The organism is Xanthomonas euroxanthea (assembly GCF_903989455.1).
Taxonomy (GTDB): domain Bacteria; phylum Pseudomonadota; class Gammaproteobacteria; order Xanthomonadales; family Xanthomonadaceae; genus Xanthomonas; species Xanthomonas euroxanthea.
Map to the genome: position 1 here is coordinate 2591792 of NZ_LR861803.1, position 19869 is coordinate 2611660.

General features: G+C 65.8%; 3 protein-coding genes (1 of these 3 running past the window's edge). All 3 read left to right on the forward strand.

Going from position 1 to position 19869, the window contains the following annotated elements; translation table 11 throughout:
* Tightly spaced (each overlapping or abutting the next), the 3 genes in view from H7A86_RS10885 to H7A86_RS10895 form a layout consistent with a single transcriptional unit that may run on beyond the window.
* Positions 1-11046: a non-ribosomal peptide synthetase/type I polyketide synthase gene (locus tag H7A86_RS10885; RefSeq protein ID WP_180707854.1), complete on the forward strand. Its 11046-nt coding sequence runs from the start codon at positions 1-3 to the stop codon at positions 11044-11046.
* Positions 11033-14398, forward strand: coding sequence for a non-ribosomal peptide synthetase (locus H7A86_RS10890; protein WP_180707855.1), 3366 nt, complete (start codon positions 11033-11035; stop codon positions 14396-14398). The genes H7A86_RS10885 and H7A86_RS10890 overlap by 14 nt, the downstream gene beginning before the upstream one ends.
* On the forward strand, positions 14395-19869 hold the 5' end (the start) of the coding sequence (locus tag H7A86_RS10895) for a non-ribosomal peptide synthase/polyketide synthase (RefSeq protein WP_232099064.1). The gene runs 11733 nt beyond the window's last position; 5475 of the gene's 17208 nt are visible here — the first part of the coding sequence; it begins with the start codon at positions 14395-14397; the stop codon falls past the right edge of the window. The genes H7A86_RS10890 and H7A86_RS10895 overlap by 4 nt, the downstream gene beginning before the upstream one ends.

The following is a 19869-nucleotide window of genomic DNA, read 5'->3' on the forward strand; positions in this document are numbered from 1 at the left end:
ATGACGAATCAAGATGATCTGGACCCGATGGACGACGCACTGGCCGTAGCCATCATCGGTCTCAGTGGGCGGTTTCCGGGCGCGGCGAACGTCGATGAGCTCTGGTCCAACCTGGGTTCCGACGTACCCGGCATCCGGCAGTTCAGCCGGGAAGAGCTGATAGCCGCCGGCATCGACCACGCCACGCTGATGGACGCCCACTACGTCAAGGCCGCTGCCATGCTGGACGATGCGGATCGGTTCGACGCCGCGTTCTTCGGAGTGACGCCGCGCGAGGCGGAGATCACCGATCCGCAACAGCGCGTCTTTCTCGAACTGTGCTGGCATGCCATGGAAGATGCCGGCTACGGGCCGGGTTCGTTCGGCACTGACCTCGCGGTCGGCGTATATGCAGGCGCATCGCACAACAGCTACTTTCTGCAGAACATGCTGGGTAACGCGGCGCTGGTGCAGTCGGTGGGAACCGCGGCGCTTTCGTTCGCGAACGACGGCGACTTTCTCTGTACCCGCGTGGCGTACCACCTGGATTTGCGGGGGCCTGCCGTCGTCATCCAGAGCGCGTGCTCGACCTCGCTTGTCGCGGTGCACATGGCCTCCCAGGCCCTGATCGGCCAGGAGTGCGACATCGCCTTGGCCGGTGGGGTTTCGATTGGCCAGTTCAGCAAGGCAGGCTACCGCTACGACAAGGATGGGATCGGCTCTCCCGATGGCCATTGCCGCGCGTTCGACGCACAGGCCGCCGGAACCGTTCACGGAAACGGAGCAGGCGTGGTGGTACTCAAGCGGCTGTCGGAGGCGCGTCGCGACGGCGACACCATCCATGCCGTCATCCGCGGCTCGGCGATCAACAACGACGGTGCCAACAAGGTCGGATTTTCGGCTCCCAGCGTCACAGGCCAGGTGGATGTGATCAGCCAGGCGCTCGCTGCAGCGGGCGTCGAGGCGGACTCGATTTCCTATGTGGAAGCGCATGGCACCGGCACCGCGCTGGGTGATCCGATCGAGGTCAAGGCCCTGCAGGCGGTCTTCGGTCGATCCAGTTCGCGTCGCCAGTTCTGCACGCTGGGCTCGATCAAGCCCAGCATCGGTCACCTCGACGCCGCCGCCGGCGTGGCGGGGCTCATCAAGACGGTGATGGCCCTGAAGCATCGGCAGCTGCCCGGTGTGCTGGATTTTGAATCGGCCAACCCTCTGCTGGAGCTGGAAGCGAGTGCCTTCTACATCCAGCGAGGGATGCGCGACTGGCCGGACGGGCCTACGCCGCGACGTGCCGGTGTGAGCTCGCTTGGAATCGGGGGCACCAACGCGCATGTTGTCCTGGAGGAGGCTGTCGCGGCGGCACCCTCGAAAAGCCGTCGCGCCGCTCACCTCATCCTGCTTTCAGCAAGGAACGAGGAAGCACTGCAGCAGGCCCGGGAGGATCTGCGTGACCACCTTGCACGCAACCCCACAGCGGATCTTGCCGATACTGCCTACACCACCCAGGTAGGCCGGGCGGCGTTCAGCCATCGTAGTGCGCTGGTCTGCAACGGAGTGGATCAGGCCCTGGCCCTGTTGTCTTCGCAGCCGGCCAGCTGGAGTACCGCCCGTGCTGAAGCGGACCCCAGGGTGGTTCTGATGTTTCCGGGGCAGGGGGTGCAGTACGCCAACATGGCTCGCGACATCTACGCGGACGAGCCCGTGTTCCGTGCCGTGGTGGATCGGTGCTCGGAATCGTTGCGGGGCGTACTTGGTCGCGACCTGCGCGATCTTCTCTTTCCCACATGTGGCGGGGAGGCTGACGCGGAGGACGCGCTGCAGCGGACCTGTTTCACCCAACCGGCATTGTTCGTCATCGAGTATGCATTGAGCCAGTTGCTGGCCTCATGGGGCGTGCGTCCCGACGCCCTGATGGGGCACAGCCTGGGCGAGTACGTCGCCGCGTGCGTGGCCGGCGTGTTCACCCTCGATGACGCGCTCATGCTGGTGGCCGAACGCGGACGACTGATCGACAGCCTGGCCGGTGGTGCGATGCTGGCCGTCAATGCATCGGAGGCGGAGCTCGTACCGCTGCTCTCAGAAGGTTCATGGCTGGCAGCCGTCAACGGCCCGGCGCGCTGCACGGTATCCGGCGCGCAAGCTAGCATCGCGCGACTGGCGGCACAGCTGACATCGCTGCACATCGCCAGTCAGCCCCTGCACACGCGTCATGCATTCCACTCGGGATTGCTCGACCCGATTCTGCCCGCCTTCTCCACATACCTGCAGCGGGTCCGGTTCTCACCGCCCACGCTTCCGTTCACCTCCAACGTGACCGGTACCTGGATCACGGACGAGCAGGCGATGTCGCCGACCTACTGGCTGGCGCACCTCAGGCAGACCGTCCGCTTTTCCGACAACGTGCGCGCTGTGTCAGAGCAGGGTCCGGCGCTGCTGGTGGAAGCCGGTCCCGGACAGGTATTGACGCAGATCGTACGACAGCATGCGAACAGGGAAGACACGTTCAATGCAGTAGGAGCGCTGCCAGATCGGCGCTCGGCCCGTCCTGCGCAGGAGGTTCTTCTCGAAGCACTTGGCCGGCTGTGGACGAACGGGGTGCGGATCGACTGGAACGCCTACCATCAAGACGAGCGCCGCCGCCGGGTCGGCCTGCCGGGCTATCCCTTCCAGCGCCAAAGGTACTGGGTGGCAGCGGCAGGCACGCGCATCGCCGCAATGGCTGTGACGCGTGGTGCCACGCCCGTGGAGGACTGGTTCTATGGATTGGCGTGGAAGCAGGACCGCGCGCCGGAGCCGCCGCCCCGCGAGTGCGTGCACGATAGCGTGCACGTGGTATTCGAGGATGAGGGTGGCCTGTGCATCCCGTTCATTGAGGCGGAGCTCGCTGCGGGAGCGCGGGTGGTCCGGGTACGCTCGGGCACCGGTTTCCGCGAGCGTTCCGCGGAACAGTTCGTGATCGACGGCTCCGAGCCGGAAGACTATGTCCGGCTCCTCGAGAGAGTGACCGAGCGCGGGACGCCGCCGCCGAGGGTCAGCCATTTCTGGTGCGTGACCGGAGGCGCGAGTGCTCCCGATAACGAGCAGCAGGGGTTCGGTAGTCTGATCTTCCTCGCGCAGGCGCTCGCACGGCAAGCCCAGGCGGGCGCCACGCAGCTGAATGTCTTCGCCACCGGGGTGCACTCGGTGACGGGCAGCGAAGCATTGGCATCGCACCGTTCCACGATGTTGGGACCGTGCCGGGTGATCCCGCTGGAGTATCCCCATCTGTCATGCCGTTTCATCGACATCGAGCTGCGCCCGGAAGGGGACATCGATCCTCGACTGTGGCCCAGGCTGCGCGGTGAAGCCTGGCTCAGCGGCAATGCGACATCCATCGCCTACCGGGGGGTGCGGCGCTGGGTCCATTCGGTCGAGCAGGCGGCACCGCATTCGACCGGCGTCCGCATTGCCGATGGGCAGCACTACCTGATCACCGGAGGGTTGGGAGGCATCGGTCTGGCGTTCGCCGAGTACGTGTGCAGCCGCGCATCATCGCCGCAGCTGACATTGACAGGACGGACGCGCCTGCCAGATCCCGCTGACTGGGCCCGCTGCCTGGAGGAGGGCGACGAGGCGACGCGCACCGCTCTTGGCCGGCTCGCGGCGCTGCAGAAGCGCGGAGCGCAGGTGCATTATGTGACTTCGGATGTGGCATGCCCGCAGGATGTCGAAAGACTCGCCGCGTCAGCGCATGCGCATTTCGGTCCAGTGAACGGCATTTTCCATGCGGCAGGGCTCCCGGGCGACGCGCTCATCCATGACAAGACGCTGGCCGCCGCCCGCCGGGTCATGGCATCGAAACTGGAGGGCACACCGCTGGTGTCCGCTGCGTTCGCCTGCGATCCGCTCGATTTCCACGTGCTCTGCTCATCGTTGAATGCCCTTCAACCTGCACCGGGTCAGGTCGATTATTGTGCGGCAAACGCCTTCCTTGACGCGTGGGCCGCGCAGCAACATGCTCTGGGTAACACCGCCGTCATGGCAGTGAATTGGCCCGCGTGGCGTGATACAGGCATGGCAGCCCGGGCGCGCGAGCAGGGAGTGGCTGGCCTTCGCGCAGTGCAACCGTTTGCCCCGGCCGACGCAATCGCGTTGGCCGACGCCGATGCGGTGTTCGATCAGATGCTCGCCCATGTGGGCACGCCCCAGATACTGGTTTCACCGGCTTCGCTGTTGACCTCGGCCGCAGCGGCAGCGCCGACCACGGTGGCCGAGGTAGCCGCGGCGGGCATCGATGACATGGGCAGGCGCCATCCGCGTCCGGCGCTGGCCAGCACTTTCGTCGCACCGCGCAGCGCCGTCGAAGTCACGTTGGCGGGGCTCTGGGCGGACCTGTTCGGCATCGACCCTGTGGGCATCCAGGACGACTTCCTCGATCTGGGTGGGCACTCCCTGCTGGCGGTTCAACTCGTGTCGCGGCTGCGTCAGGCCTTGAATGTCGAGCTTTCGCTCGACGTCCTGTTCGCGAATCCCACCATCGAACGTCTGGCCGCCTACATCGAACAGCAGCTGCCCACGGACTCGCACGCCATTGCGGCGGTACCACGCGGCGAGCCGCTACCACTTTCCTGGGCGCAGCAGCGGTTGTGGTTCGTCGAACAACTGGGCGTGGCAGCGAGTGCGTCGTACCACATGCCGACCGCGTTGCGTCTGCAGGGCGAGTTGAACACGACCGCGCTTCAGTCCACCCTGGACCGCATCGTGGCACGGCACGAGGGGCTGCGCGCCCGTTTCCTGCAGACCGAAGCGGGTCCGGTTCAGCAGTTTGACAGGGCCGATATCGGGTTCAGCCTCCATCACGTGGACCTTACCGGGTGCGCTGCCGACGCCCGCGCAGCAGCGGTCCAGTCGATCAGTGCCGAGGAAGCACGGGCACCGTTCGATCTGCGCCATGGGCCGCTGATCCGGGGACAGCTGCTGCGGCTGTCACCCCACGAGCACGTATTGCTTGTGACCCAGCACCACATCGTGTCCGACGGCTGGTCCGTGGGTGTGCTGATTAGCGAATTCAGCGCGTTGTATGCGGCTTACTGCAAGCATGCACCCGATCCGCTCCCGCCGTTGCCGGTGCAGTACGCCGACTACGCGGCGTGGCAGCGTCAGCGTCTGCAGGGGGACTTACTGCGCCGACAGATCGACTACTGGTGCGGCCAGCTCGCCGGGGCTCCTCCGTTGCTGGATCTGCCGACCGATCGGCCCCGTCCGGCCGTGCAGTCCTATGCCGGTGACAGCGTGTCCTTCGAACTTCCGTCGGAATTGACCGGTGCGCTGCGGGCCTTGTCCCGCCGCCATGGCACCACCCTTTTCATGACCCTGCTCAGTGGCTGGGCGTTGCTGATGTCGCGGCTCAGCGGTCAGGAGACGGTGGTCGTCGGCACGCCGGTGGCCAATCGCGAGCGGCCGGAGACCGAGGGCCTGATCGGCTGCCTGGTCAATACCCTGGCGTTGCGGTTGGACGTGGCGGAGGCACCGACAATCGCGGCGCTGCTTGCACAGGTCAAGGCCACCGCACTATCGGCATACGCGCACCAGGAAGTTCCTTTCGAGCAGGTCGTCGATGCGGTGCAGCCGCCCCGCAACGTCGGCCATACGCCGCTGTTCCAGGTCATGCTGGTGCTGAACGAAAGCCAGGATTCCGCACCGCGGGGCCTGCCCGGCCTGACCCTCCACCCGGTGGAGGCCACCATCCAGGCTGCCCGCACCGATCTGGTGCTGGTCTTCAGCGACACGGGCGAGAGACTGGCCGGGACGCTCGAGTTCGCCAGCGATCTGTTCGATCGCAGCACCATCCAACGCTGGGCCGCGCATCTGATCACCCTGCTGGAGGCAATGACGACGGTGGAGGACGCCGTACCGGCCGAGCTTCCCATGCTGTCCGCTGACGAGACGCGTGCGCTGCTGGCCGTGTCGTCGGAAGCGATCTATCCGGATGAAGCGCTCATCCACGGCACCTTCGAGGCGCATGCAGCGCGGACCCCCGCTGCGGTGGCCCTGGTCGACGGCGAGCTGTCGATCACCTATGGTGAACTGAACCACCGCGCCAACCAGGTCGCCCATGCACTGCAGGCGCGCGGCGTAGTGGCGGGTACCCTCGTTGCCGTGTGCGCGGAACGCGGCACCGACATGGTGATCGCGATGCTGGGCATTCTGAAAGCCGGCGGTGCCTATCTTCCGCTGGACCCCTCCTCCCCGGCGGAACGGCGTGCGCAGATGCTGCAGGACGCGCAGCCGGCCCTGATCCTGACCCAGGCCGCTCTCCTGCAGCAGGAGGAAGACGGCCCCTCGACGCCGGTGCTGTTGATCGAGGATGAGGCAATGGCCGCGATGGCCACCTGCAACCCGACCGTTGACGGGCTCACGTCCCGCGGGCTGGCTTACGTCATCTATACGTCGGGTTCAACCGGCATGCCCAAGGGCGTGATGGTCGAGCACCGGCATGTCGCCCGCCTGCTCAAGGCCACCGAGGTCAGTTTCGGCTTCCGCGCGGATGACGTGTGGTCGCTGTTCCATTCCATCGCCTTCGATTTCTCCGTGTGGGAACTCTGGGGAGCGCTGGCGTACGGGGGTAGGGTGGTGGTGGTGACGACCGAGTGTGCACGCTCGCCCCATGCGTTCTACGCGTTGCTGTGCCGTCACCGCGTCACCGTGCTGAACCAGACACCGGGTGCCTTCCGTGCGCTGATCCAGGTCCAGGCCGAACACGACATGGAGCACGCACTCCGCGTCGTCATTTTTGGCGGAGATACCCTGCAGAGCACGATGCTGCTGCCGTGGGTGGAGCGCAATCCGCTGCATCGCACGCGACTGGTGAACATGTATGGCATCACCGAGACCACGGTACACACGACCTTCCATGAGTTGACCGCGCAGGACATCGCATCCTCCGCGCGCGTCATCGGGCATCCCCTCGGGGATCTGCGCATCCATGTGCTCGACGGCAACCGCCGTCCTGTTCCTGCGGGCGTTGTGGGCGAGATGTACGTGGGCGGTGCCGGGGTGACACGCGGCTATTTGAATCGACCCGAGCTCACCGCCGAGCGGTTCATCCAGGACCCCTTCTCCCGCGACGCCAGTGCACGCCTCTACCGGACCGGTGACCTGGCCAGGCGACGCGTCGATGGCACGCTGGACTACATGGGCCGCAATGATTCACAGGTAAAGCTCCGCGGCTACCGCATCGAGCTGGGAGAGATCGAGACGCGGCTGGCAGCGTGTGACGGAGTACGCGAGGCCATCGTGCTGCTGTCCGAGGACGCGGCCGGTTTGAAGCAGCTCGTGGCGTACGTCATTCCAGAATCTGACCTGCCGCCTTCGGCGGCCGTGCTCCGCACCCAGCTTTCCTGCGTGCTGGCGGATCACATGGTGCCCGCCGCGTTCGTCGTGGTTACGGCGTGGCCGCTCACCCGGAATGGAAAGCTGGACTTGCGGGCGCTTCCATTGCCGGATCGCGACGCGCTGATGGCTCATGCTTTTGTAGCACCGGAGGGAGACATGGAGCTCGCGCTGTGCCGCATCTGGGAGTCCGTGTTGCATATAGACGCTGTGGGACGTCACGACAATTTCTTCGAGCTCGGCGGCGATTCGATCCGAAGTATCGAGATCATCGCCGCAGCGAAGCGGATTGGTATCGATGTCTCGGTCATCGACCTGTTCAGGCACGCTTCCGTCGCCGCACTTGCCACTGTCGCCCGTAGCGCGGGCCGGCAGCCGGGGGTCGCGCACGAGGCAGTCAATGCCACAGACGCGGCAGATGGCACGTCGTCCAACCCGCTGTCTACGATCGAGGCCGCCACCCGAGTGACGCTGCTGCAGCGCGGCATGGTGTTCCACAACCAGTTCGCGACGGGGGAAGGCATCTACCACGATGTCTTCAGCTATCGACTGCGCATGCCGACGTGGGACGAGCCGACCTTCATCGACGCGCTCCGGGATATTGTCAACAGGCATCCGGTCCTGCGTTCCTCGTTCGAGTACGGTGACGACGGAGAAGCCCTCCAGAAGGTGTATCGCGAGGTCATCGCGCCGCTCCAGGTCTTTGATCTCAGCGGTCGTCCTGCAGCAGAGCAGCAGGCGCGGATTGCCGCGTTCATGGCGGAAGAACGGCTGATCCCCTTCGATCTCGCCACCCCACCGCTGTTTCGCGTCTTCATCCACCGGCTCGATGCACACGACGTCCAGTACACCTTGAGCTTCCATCACGCGCTGATGGATGGTTGGAGCGTGGCGCTGATGCAGACGGAGCTGTTCTCCTTCTATCTTTCCCGCCTCGAAGGCGGGAAAGTGCAGGATGGCCTGCCGGAGGCGAACTTCGCCGCGCTTTCGGCAGCCACCGAGGCCGAGGTGCTTGGCAGCCGCCGGCACCGGGAGTTCTGGCAGCAACAGTTGGACGGGCACGAGCCGTCTGCACTGCCGCGAAATGTCACAGAGCCTGACCGTGACCGCGCCGCGGTCGCCAGGCGTTTCACGGTGGACGCGCAGACCCGCGCAGGCATCGGCGCGCTTGCACGGCGCTTGAAGGTTCCCGTGCGCTCGGTTCTGCTCAGCGTCCACATGAAGGTTCTCGGTCTTTGGATGGGCGCCGCCGATGTGGTCAGCGGTCTGGTCTGCAATGTTCGCCCTGAACAGGAGGGTGCCGAGCAGGCGCTCGGCCTGTTCCTGAACACGCTTCCCTTCCGCCTCGGCCTCGAACGGATGAGCTGGTCGTCGCTGGTTCTCGAAACGCACGCCCGCGAGCTGGATGTGCTCGAACACCGGCACTATCCGTACTTCCAGATCTACATGGATCACGGACGACGGAGGATGTTCGAGGCGGCGTTCAACTACGTCAATTTCCGCCCCTACGAACAATTGGCGGGCACTGGAATCGAGGTACTGGAGGCGTGCAACCTGGAAGCCACGGACTTCCCGCTCACCGTCACCTTCACCGATACCCTCGATGAACTTGCCGTCATCCTTGATGCCGGCCCGGATACGATGACCGCCGCTCAGCTCGTCTGCATGGCCGCGCACTATCAAAACGTCATTCAGGCCCTGGTGCTGTCGCCGGACGCGGACCACTGCGCGGCCACCCTTCTGGGGCCGTCCGAGCATGCGCGGATCGTCACCGGATTCAATGACACCGCCCGGCCTTTCGCGCGCGAATCACTGGTCCACGCAGGCTTCGAGGCCCAGGTGGGGGAACGGCCGCTGGCAACCGCCGTGGAGTTTGCAGGACAGGCCCTCAGCTATGCCGACCTGAACCGGCGCGCGAACCGGATGGCGCACCGTCTGATGGAACACGGCGTTGGTCGTGGCGACCGTGTCGCGCTGTGCCTTGAACGGGGCCTGGACATGGTGGTCGCTGTCCTCGGAGTACTCAAGTCCGGTGCGGCCTATGTTCCTCTTGACCATGCGTATCCGACCGAGCGACTGGTGTACATGCTCGATGACAGCGACCCTTCGGTGCTGGTGACACAGGCGGGTTTCATGGCGGAGTCCGCAACGTCACGGATCACCACGCTGTTCTGTGACAGCGAGGGGTTCTTCACTGGCACTGGTCCGGACCATGATCCGGATCCCGGCCTGACCGGCGCGTGCGCCGATGATCTGGCCTATGTGATCTACACCTCGGGCTCGACCGGGCGCCCGAAAGGCGTGATGGTCCAGCATCGGCCCGTGGTCAATCTGATCGACTGGGTCAATCGCGAGTTCGACGTGGGTCCGGAAGACCGACTCCTGTTCACGACGTCGTTGTGCTTCGATTTGTCGGTGTACGACATTCTGGGTGTGCTTGCCGCGGGCGGAACCATCCGTGTCGCTGCCAAGGATGACGTCGCCGATCCCCGCAGGTTGCTTGACATCCTGCACGATGAGCGCATCACGTTCTGGGATTCCGCCCCGGCAGTGTTCGGGCAGTTGCTGCCCTGGTTGGCAACGGACAGGCCAGGCAACACGTATCTGCGTCTGGCATTCTTCAGCGGCGACTGGATTCCGCTGGAACTACCTGCTGCCGTGCGTGCCGCCTTCCCGGCGTGCCAGGTCGTCGCACTCGGCGGTGCCACCGAGGCCACGGTGTGGTCCAACGCCTACCGTGTCGATGCCGTGGCACCTGGCTGGACCAGCGTTCCTTACGGCAAGCCGATCCAGAATGCCCGCTATCACGTCCTTGATGCGGGGCTACAGCCGTGCCCCGTCGGGGTCGCCGGCGACCTGTACATCGGAGGCGACTGCCTGAGCCTTGGCTATTTCCGGCGTGAGCAGCTGACCGCGGAACGCTATCTGCCAGACCCGTTCTCCGAAGAACCGGGGTCGCGCATCTATAAGACCGGCGACCGGGCGCGGTACTGGGCCGATGGCAACCTCGAATTCCTGGGGCGTCAGGACAGCCAGGTGAAGATCCGTGGCTTCCGGATCGAGTTGGGTGAAGTCGAGGTTCGTCTGGCGACATGCGAAGGCGTCAGCGAAGCGCTGGTGGTCGCGTTTGGCGAAGGCCGGACCGAGAAGCGGCTGGTGGCCTACGTGATCGGTCGTGATGGGGCGCGCATATCGGCGGCCGGGCTGCGCGAGTCCCTGGGCGCGGTGCTGCCGGAGTACATGGTACCCAGTGCCTACATCCAGCTGGAGGTGTGGCCGCTGACTCCGAACGGAAAGATCGACCGCAATGCGTTGCCGCCCCCGGACGGAACCGCCACTGCAATGCGTGCGTATGAAGCGCCCGTGGGTGCGGCGGAGGAGGGACTGGCGCAGATCTGGAGCGCGCTGCTGGATGTTCCCCGGATTGGTCGCCACGACGGCTTTTTTGACCTTGGTGGACATTCCCTGCTGGCCATCCAGCTGTCCGAGCGCGTACGGCAGACTTTTGGGGTAGAACTTCAACTTGCCACGCTCTTCGACGACTCGCGCCTGGAATCGATGGCAGCATCAATCGTCAGGGCCCAGCTTGAGGCCTCCGGCGAAGACGTCCAGCGCATGGAACAGGAACTGGAATCAATGACGGAAGCCGAGCTGCTCGCGATACTGGGCATGGAGAACAGCAATGAAGACGCATGAAGAGACACTCCATCTGCTGCGCCAGGCGGTTCTTGCAAAACGTGCCGGCGAGCGCGTCAAGGAACGGGGGCACTCGGCGCAGGAGGACCTTCCCCTGTGCGCGCTGGATCGGGGAGGCGCGTTCCCATGCTCTTCGGCGCAGCAACGGTTGTGGTTCCTCGATCAGCTTGATCCTGCCGCGAGCGTGGCGTATCACATTCCTGCTGCGTTGAAGCTGCAGGGGAGCCTGGATGTGCGTTCGCTGCAGGCGACATTGGACCGTATCGTCGCCCGGCATGAGAGCCTTCGCACCCGGTTCGTGCAGACCGAGGACGGCTTGACACAGCAGTTCGCGCCGGTGGATGTGGGCATCGCGCTGGAGCACGTCGATCTAGCTGGCATGTCGTCCGGCGCGCAGGCCGCGATCGTGGATGAGCGCAGCCGGAGTGAAGCACTGCGGCGCTTCGATCTGTCGACCGGACCGCTCATCCGCGGCCAGTTGCTGCGTCTGTCGGACGAGGACCATGTGCTGCTGCTGACGCAGCACCACATCGTCTCCGACGGTTGGTCGATCGGTGTGCTCATCAGCGAGATCCGCGCGCTCTACGCAGCCATCACTCAGGGGTTGCCTGATCCGCTGCCGGCCCTGGCAGTACAGTATGCGGACTACACTCAGTGGCAGCGCCAGTGTCTGCAGGGAGTGGCGCTGGAGCGACAGCTGACGTTCTGGCGGGAGCAGTTGAAGGACGCGCCGATGTTGCTTGACCTGCCGCTTGATCTGCCGCGGCCGGCCCGGCAGAGCTACGAGGGCGGAATCGTGTCGTTCGCCCTGCCGGATACGCTCACCAGCGCCTTGCGCGCGGTGTCCCAGCGTCAGGGTGCGACCCTGTTCATGACCCTGCTGGGTGCGTGGGCGGTGCTGATGTCGCGGTTGAGTGGCCAGGAAGAAGTCGTGATCGGCACCCCGGTCGCGAACCGGCAGCGGGCGGAAGTCGAACCGTTGATCGGCTTTTTCGTGAACATGGTGGCACTTCGCATATCGGTGGGCGATGTCGCCGATACGTCTGAATTGCTGCAGCAGGTGAGGGCGCGGACGCTCGATGCGTATGCACACCAGGCCGTGCCGTTTGATCTGGTCGTGGAAAGCGTCAATCCTTCAAGGACGGTCAGCCGCAACCCGATCTTTCAGACGATCGTCAGCATGAACAGCGCGCCGCGGTCGGGTGCGCTGGAGATGCCCGGTATCCGCCTGCAGCCCGTGGAGACCTCCACCGGTGCCGCGCAGTTCGAGCTTGCGCTGACCTTTACCGAGAGCGGGTCCGGCCTGGTCGGCCATCTTGATTACGCGAAGCGGCTGTTCCGCCACGAGACCGCAGAGCGCATGGCGGAATCCATGCAGCAATTGCTGCGTGGCATGGCTGAAGGCGAGGCTACGCCGCTCGCGCGCTTGCAGCTCCAGGGCGAGGCGGGCCGCCGGGCCATGCTCGCCCTGGGCTGTGGGGACCACGTGGAAAGCACCCTCGCGCGTGTCCAGCATGCGTTCGAACAGTGTGCGGCCGCACAGCCCTCAGCGCCTGCGCTCGTGTTTGCTGGACACACCATGGACTATGCCGAGCTCAACCGGCATGCCAATCGCCTGGCTCATCTGCTGATCGAGCAGGGCGTCCGGCCGGGAGGCCGCGTAGCCATCTGCTGCCGACGCGGTCCGGCGATGGTGGTGGCGATGTTGGCAGTGCTCAAAGCGGGCGCTGCCTATGTGCCGTTGAATCACGACTACCCGGAAGCGTTGCTTTCCTTCGTTCTCGAGGACACCGCAGCACCTGTCCTCATAACCGACAAGGCGTCGGAGGAACGGTTGCCTTCGTCGAGTCTGATGCAGACGATTGTTGTCGATGGCGACGATGCGACACGGATCGCCGCATGTCTCGACAGCAATCCGACGCCGTCACCGACACCCACTCCCGCGGCAGACCTGGCGTATGTGATCTATACTTCCGGCTCGACCGGTCAACCCAAGGGGGTGATGGTCGAGCACCGCCAGCTGGAGCATTACCTGCACTGGGCGCAGCACGCCTATGCGGGCGACACGCGGATCGACGCGCTGGTGTCCTCGCCGTTTGCGTTCGATGCGACGATCACCTCCCTGTATTTGCCACTGATTACGGGTGGCAGCGTGCAGCTGGTGCCGGAAGGTACGGAGCTGGCGGCATTGCCACAGCTATTGCTGGACAGCCCGGCCGGCACGCTGTGCAAGATCACGCCTTCGCATCTGGTGGTGTTGTGCGAACAGCTGGCGCAGACCGGCCGGGTCTGCCCGCCGCACCTGTTCGTGGTCGGTGGCGAGGCGCTGCCGTCCAGCACGGCGGCAACGCTGCAGGCGTTGGCACCCGGCGCACGCATCATCAATGAGTATGGCCCGACCGAGACCACGGTCGGCTGCGCGATGCAGGTAGCCGATGGCATGTGCCAGGCCGACGGCGCGGTCCCGATCGGGCGTCCGATCGCCAACACCCGCCTTTATGTGCTGGATAGGGAGGGACAACTGGTGCCGCAGGGCGTGGTGGGCGAGATCCACATTGGCGGGGGCGGCGTTGCACGTGGCTACCTTAACCGCCCCGGGCTGACCGCCGAGCGCTTCATCGCCGATCCCTTCAGTACCGATCCGCAGGCGCGCCTGTATCGCAGCGGGGACCTGGGGCGCTGGCGGGCCGATGGCACGCTGGAATACCTGGGCCGCAACGACCAGCAGGTCAAGATCCGCGGCTTCCGCATCGAACTGGGTGAGATCGAGGCACAGCTGGTGGCCTGCGCGGGCATCCGCGAGGCAGTGGTGGTGGCGGCGATGGAGCCGGGCGGCGATCGCCGGCTGGTGGCCTACCTGATTGCCGAGGACGGTGCCGAGCCGGTACCGGCGGTGCTGCGCGACGCACTGGCACGCAAGCTGCCCGAGTACATGCTGCCCAGCGCGTTCGTGGTGCTGGCGGCCTGGCCGCTGACCGCCAACGGCAAGCTGGACCGGGCCGCGTTGCCGGCCGCCGACGCGGCGGCAGTGGCCACGCGCGGTCATGAAGCGCCCGTATCGGAGATCGAAGTACAGGTGGCCGGCATCTGGGCCGAGCTGCTGGGGCTGGAGCGTGTCGGACGGCAGGACAACTTCTTCGCACTGGGTGGACACTCGCTGCTGGCGATTACGTTGATCGGCCAGCTGCGGCCCCTTGGCTTCAGCGCTGAAGTTCACGACATATTTGCTTCGCCGACATTGGCCTCCTTCTGCGCTGCGTTGCAGCGCGAGCCCGGTGCGGAAGAGGTATCCACGGAATCCGCCGTCGACGGATTGCATGATGCAGTGGCCTTTGAGGAGTTTCGTGTATGAATCTTGCGGATGTGCGCTCCTTGCTGAAGGAACGGAATGTCAATCTGAGCGTGCATGATGATCAGCTGGTGGTCAGGGCACCGCCGGGGGCGGTCGATGGCGAGCTGCTCGATCTGCTGAAGCGGTACAAGGCCGAGCTGCTTGCCGCGCCTTCGCACCCCGATGATGGCGGGGATGCGCCCGACGGTTTTCCGCTCTCTGGCTTGGGAAGCGAAGACATCGCGGCCATCACGGCAACCACGTCCGGCGGTGCCGCCAATCTGCAGGATATCTACCGACTGGTTCCACTCCAGGAGGGGATGCTGTTCCACCACATGGTGGCGACCGATAGCGATCCCTATGTGCAACGAATGGTGTTCGTGTTCAGTGACCGGCGACACCTGGATGCGTTTCTCTCCGCGCTGAACCACGTCATTTCCCGGCACGACATCCTCCGCACCGCGATCCGCTGGGAAGGGCTCGCGCATCCGGTCCAGGTGGTCCACCGCGAGGCACCGTTGGTGGTGGAGTCGCTTCCGCCCGGCGAGGTCGGTACGGCCATGGAACGCCTTCTCTCCGCGAGTGACCCCCGCAGGAAGCGACTTGACCTGCAACAGGCACCGATGCTGCTGGCGATGCTGGCGGCGGAACCTGAAGGCGGGGATCTCGTGCTGGCGTTGATGCATCATCATATCGGCTGCGATCACGTGACCCAGTCGCTGATCATCAAGGAGGTGATGGCAATCCTGTTGGGCCACGCGGACGGGCTGCCGCGTCCGCGTCAGTTCCGCGAGTCCGTCATCAAGGCGTTGGCGACCACGGAAAGCGAGCACCGCGACTATTTCGTCAACCAGCTGGGCGCGTTGAGCGAACCGAGCGCGCCCTTTGGTGTCCTGGATGTGCGCACCGACGGTGCCGATGTGGTCGAACAACGAACCGCGTTGGAGCCGGTATTGGCCACTCAGGTCCGGAGCGCGGCCCGCGAGGCCGGAGTCACCCCGGCGACGCTGTTGCATTCGGCGTGGGGCTTGGTCGTGGCGCGGCTCAGCGGACAGGCTCAGGTTGCGTTCGGTACCGTGCTGTCCGGTCGTTTTCACGATGCACACAGCCAACAGCCGGTGGCGGGCGTGCTGATCAATACGTTGCCGCTGTGTACGGCACCCGGAGATCTATCCGTGGTGGACTACGTGGCAGAGACGCATCGAAGGCTGATGGGATTGCTGGCGCATGAACATGCGCCCCTGGCGCTTGCGTTGCGCTGCAGCGGGCTTCCCGCGTCGCTTCCGCTCTTCACGACGCTGCTCAACTACCGTCAGGCCGCGTCCGAGCATGCGGATGCCGGGCATGAGGGCGCGGGTATGGCGTTGGAGGGCATCCAGCTGATTCATGGCGAGGAGCGTTCGAACTATCCCATCACGCTGCTGGTGGATGATCACGGCTCGCAGGGCTTCACCCTGACGGCGCAGTGCGTTGAAGGCGTGGACGCCGGGCTGGTCCTGGCCTGCCTTGTCACGGCGATCGAGGGGCTGGCGCTGGCGCTGCGGGGCAGTCCGACGCTACGCGCTGATGCGGTGTCCATTCTTCCTGCCGCCCAGCGCGACCAGCTGGTGCATGGTTTCAATGCCACGCAGGCCGAGTATCCGCGCGAGGGCCTGATCGGTGCCTGCTTCACGGCACAGGCGCAGGCGCGGCCAGGTGCGGTGGCGGTCGTTGAGGGCGACGAGCGGCTCAGCTACGCGGAACTGGAGTGTGCGGCCAACCAGCTGGCGCATCGTCTGGTGGGCATGGGGGCAGGTCCGGGCCAGCGGGTGGCGCTGTGCATGGAGCGCGGCATCGCGCTGGTGGTGTCGATGCTGGCGGTGGTAAAGGCCGGGGGCGCATATGTGCCCCTGGAGCCGACGGCACCGGCGGCACGCCTGGCGTGGCAGCTGGAGGATTGCGCGCCGGTGGCGCTGCTGACCCAGGATGCGCTGGTGGATGATCTGCCGGCACAGAGCCTGCTGCCGGTGGTGGTTGTGGACGATCCGCAGGAGGTGCGGCAGACGGCGGCGCAGCCGCGCCATGCGCCGGTGGTGGAGGGGCTGGGCGCACGCGACCTGGCGTATGTGATCTATACCTCTGGATCGACCGGTCAACCCAAGGGGGTGATGGTCGAGCACCGCAACGTGCTGCGGCTGGTGATCAACAGCGGCTTTGCGCCGTTGGGCGTGGACGACTGCGTGGCGCATTGCGCCAGCCCGGCGTTCGACGCGGCGACGTGGGAGATCTGGGGCGCGCTGTTGAACGGGGCGCGGTTGCAGATCGTGTCGGCCGCGCAGGTACGCGATCCGGCGCAGCTGGGCACGGCGCTGCAGGCCGGCGGGGTAACCGCATTGTGGTTGACCGCCGGGCTGTTCAACGAGGTGGTCGACGCCCTGGAAGATGCGTTGGGCGGGCTGCGCTATCTGCTGATCGGGGGCGAGGCGCTGGATGCGGTGGCGGTGGGCAGGCTGGTGAACCGCCCCGTCCGTCCGCAGCAGGTGCTCAATGGTTATGGCCCGACGGAAAGCACGACCTTTGCCACGACCTACCTGATTCCTCCGGTGGCACCGGGGCAGCGCTCGATCCCGATCGGGCGACCGATCGGCAACACCCGGATCCATGTGCTGGACACAGCCGGGCAGGTGGTGCCGGTGGGGGTGGTGGGCCAGCTGCACATCGGTGGCGACGGGGTGGCGCGGGGCTACCTCAACCGGCCCGAGCTTACGGCCGAGCGTTTCATCGCCGACCCGTTCAGCGCCGACCCGCAGGCGCGCCTGTACCGCACCGGCGACCTGGCGCGCTGGCGTGCCGACGGTACGCTGGACTATGTGGGCCGCAATGATTTCCAGGTCAAGATCCGCGGCTTCCGCATCGAGCTGGGGGAGATCGAGGCACAGTTGCTGGCGTGCGCGGACGTACGCGAGGCCGTGGTGCTGGCGCGCGAGGACAGCCCGGGCGACAAGCGCCTGGTGGCCTATGTGCTGGCCGAGGAAGGGACGTCACCGGAAGCGGCCACGCTGCGCGCGGCGCTGGCGCGCAAGCTGCCGGAGTACATGGTGCCGGTGGCCTTCGTGCGGGTGTCGGGCTGGCCGCTGACGGTGAACGGCAAGCTGGACCGGCGTGCGTTGCCGCCCCCGGACGGTGAATCGGTGGCCGCACAGGCCTATGAGGCACCGGCCAACGAGCGCGAAGCGCAGGTGGCAGGTCTTTGGGCCGACCTGCTGGGGGTGGCCCAGGTCGGACGCCACGATCATTTCTTCGAGCTGGGTGGGCATTCGTTGCTGGCCATCCAGCTGGTTTCGGCGCTGCGCCGCACGCTGGGCCGGGAGGTGCCGCTGGGACGGTTGTTCGAGCATCCGACCCTGGCTGGTTTCGCGGCGACGCTGGACGACAGCACGCACAGCACGCTGGGCAGCGTAGTGCCGGCCGACCGGTCGGCGGCGTTGCCGTTGTCGTGGGCACAGCAGCGGCTGTGGTTCCTGGACCAGCTCGACCCGGCTGCGGGCCTGGCGTATCACATTCCGGCTGCGCTGCGCCTGCAGGGCACGCTGGACGTGGCCGCGCTGCAGGCCACGCTGGATCGAATCGTGGCGCGGCATGAGAGCCTGCGCACGTGTTTCGTGCAGGGCGAGGACGGCCCGGTGCAGCAGTTCGCGCCGGAAACGATCGGGTTTGCATTGGAGCAGGTGGATCTGTCCGCACTGTCGCACGATGCGCAGCAGGCAGTGGTGGAACAGCGCAGCGCGCAGGAAGCGCTGGCCCCGTTTGACCTCGCCGTTGGCCCGTTGATCCGTGGCCAGCTGCTGCGCTTGTCCGCGCAGGAGCACGTGCTGCTGGTGACGCAGCACCACATCGTGTCCGACGGTTGGTCGATCGGGGTGATGATCGGCGAAGTCACCGCCTTGTACGAGGCCTTTAGTCAGGGCCAGCCGGACCCGCTGCCACCATTGGCGATCCAGTATGCCGACTACGCGCTCTGGCAGCGGCAGTGGTTGCAGGGCGAGGCGCTGCAGCAGCAGCTCGGGTTCTGGCGCGAGCACCTGAGCGGTGCGCCGGCGCTGCTCGAGCTGCCCACCGACCGGCCGCGTCCAGCGGTACAGAGCTATGCCGGTGGCAATGTGGCATTCACCTTGCCGGCACCGCTGGTGGAACGACTGCACGCGTTGTCGCAGCGACATGGCACCACGCTGTTCATGACCCTGCTCAGCGGTTGGGCGCTGTTGATGTCGCGCCTGAGCGGGCAGGGCGAGGTGGTGATCGGGACACCGGTGGCGAACCGGCAGCGCGCCGAGATCGAGCCGCTGATCGGCTTCTTCGTCAACACCCTGGCCCTGCGGGTGAACGTGCAGGCCGCGTCGGACGTGGCCGGGCTGCTGGCCCAGGTCAAGGCGACCGCGCTGGCCGGCTACGCCCACCAGGACGTGCCGTTCGAGCAGGTGGTGGAGGCATTGCAGCCTGCACGCAGCATGGGCCACACGCCGGTCATCCAGGTGATGCTGGCACTCAACAACACGCCGGACGCGGGCGGTTCTCCCTTGTCTGGACTGGAACTGTCAGCGCTGGAGACGCCACGCACGACGACGCATTTCGATCTGTCCCTGTCGATGACGGAGACCCCGAACGGCTTGGAATGTAGTTTGGAGTACGCGAGTGACCTCTTCGATGCGATCACCGTCCAGCGCTGGGCCAAGCACCTGGCCGTGCTGCTCGGTGCCTTGGCCGACCACGAAGAGATGCCATTGGCGGAAGTTTCGCTGCTCTCCGCTCCTGAGCGCCATCAGTTGCTTCATGAGTTCAACGCGACCCGGGTGGCGTATCCCGAGAATGGGCTGATCGGTGATTGCTTCAGCACGCAGGCACAGGCGCAGCCCGATGCGGTTGCACTGAGCGAGGGGTCTGCGCACATGACCTATGCCGAGCTGGAGAGGCGTGCCAATCAGCTGGCGCACCGCCTGATCGGAATGGGGGTACGTCCGGATGATCGTGTGGCGCTGTGCATGGAGCGGAGTATCGACCTCGTGGTGTCCATGTTGGCGGTGCTGAAGGCCGGTGGTGCCTACGTACCGCTCGAACCCAGTGCTCCTGTGGCGCGCCTTGCGTGGCAGCTCGACGATTGTGCCCCCGTCATTCTGTTGAGCCATCGTGGACTGCACCGCGACCTGGCGGTGCCGCGGCTGTATGTCGACGAACCCGCGCAGACCAGCATTACTGCGGCGGAGTCCGAGCATGCACCGCACATAGCGGGGCTGGTGAGCCGGCACCTGGCTTACGTGATCTACACGTCGGGGTCGACCGGTCAACCCAAGGGGGTGATGGTCGAGCACCGCAACGTACTGCGGCTGGTCATCAACAGTGACTACGCGCCACTGGGCAGTGACGACTGCGTAGCACACTGCGCGAGCCCGGCGTTCGATGCGGCCACGTGGGAGATCTGGGGCGCGCTGTTGAACGGTGCACGCGTGCAGGTGGTC

Excerpts from the sequence above, each read along its gene's own strand:
- H7A86_RS10890 (WP_180707855.1), top strand. The coding sequence starts at position 11,033 with ATGAAGACGCATGAAGAGACACTCCATCTGCTGCGCCAGGCGGTTCTT.
- H7A86_RS10885 (WP_180707854.1), top strand. The coding sequence starts at position 1 with ATGACGAATCAAGATGATCTGGACCCGATGGACGACGCACTGGCCGTA.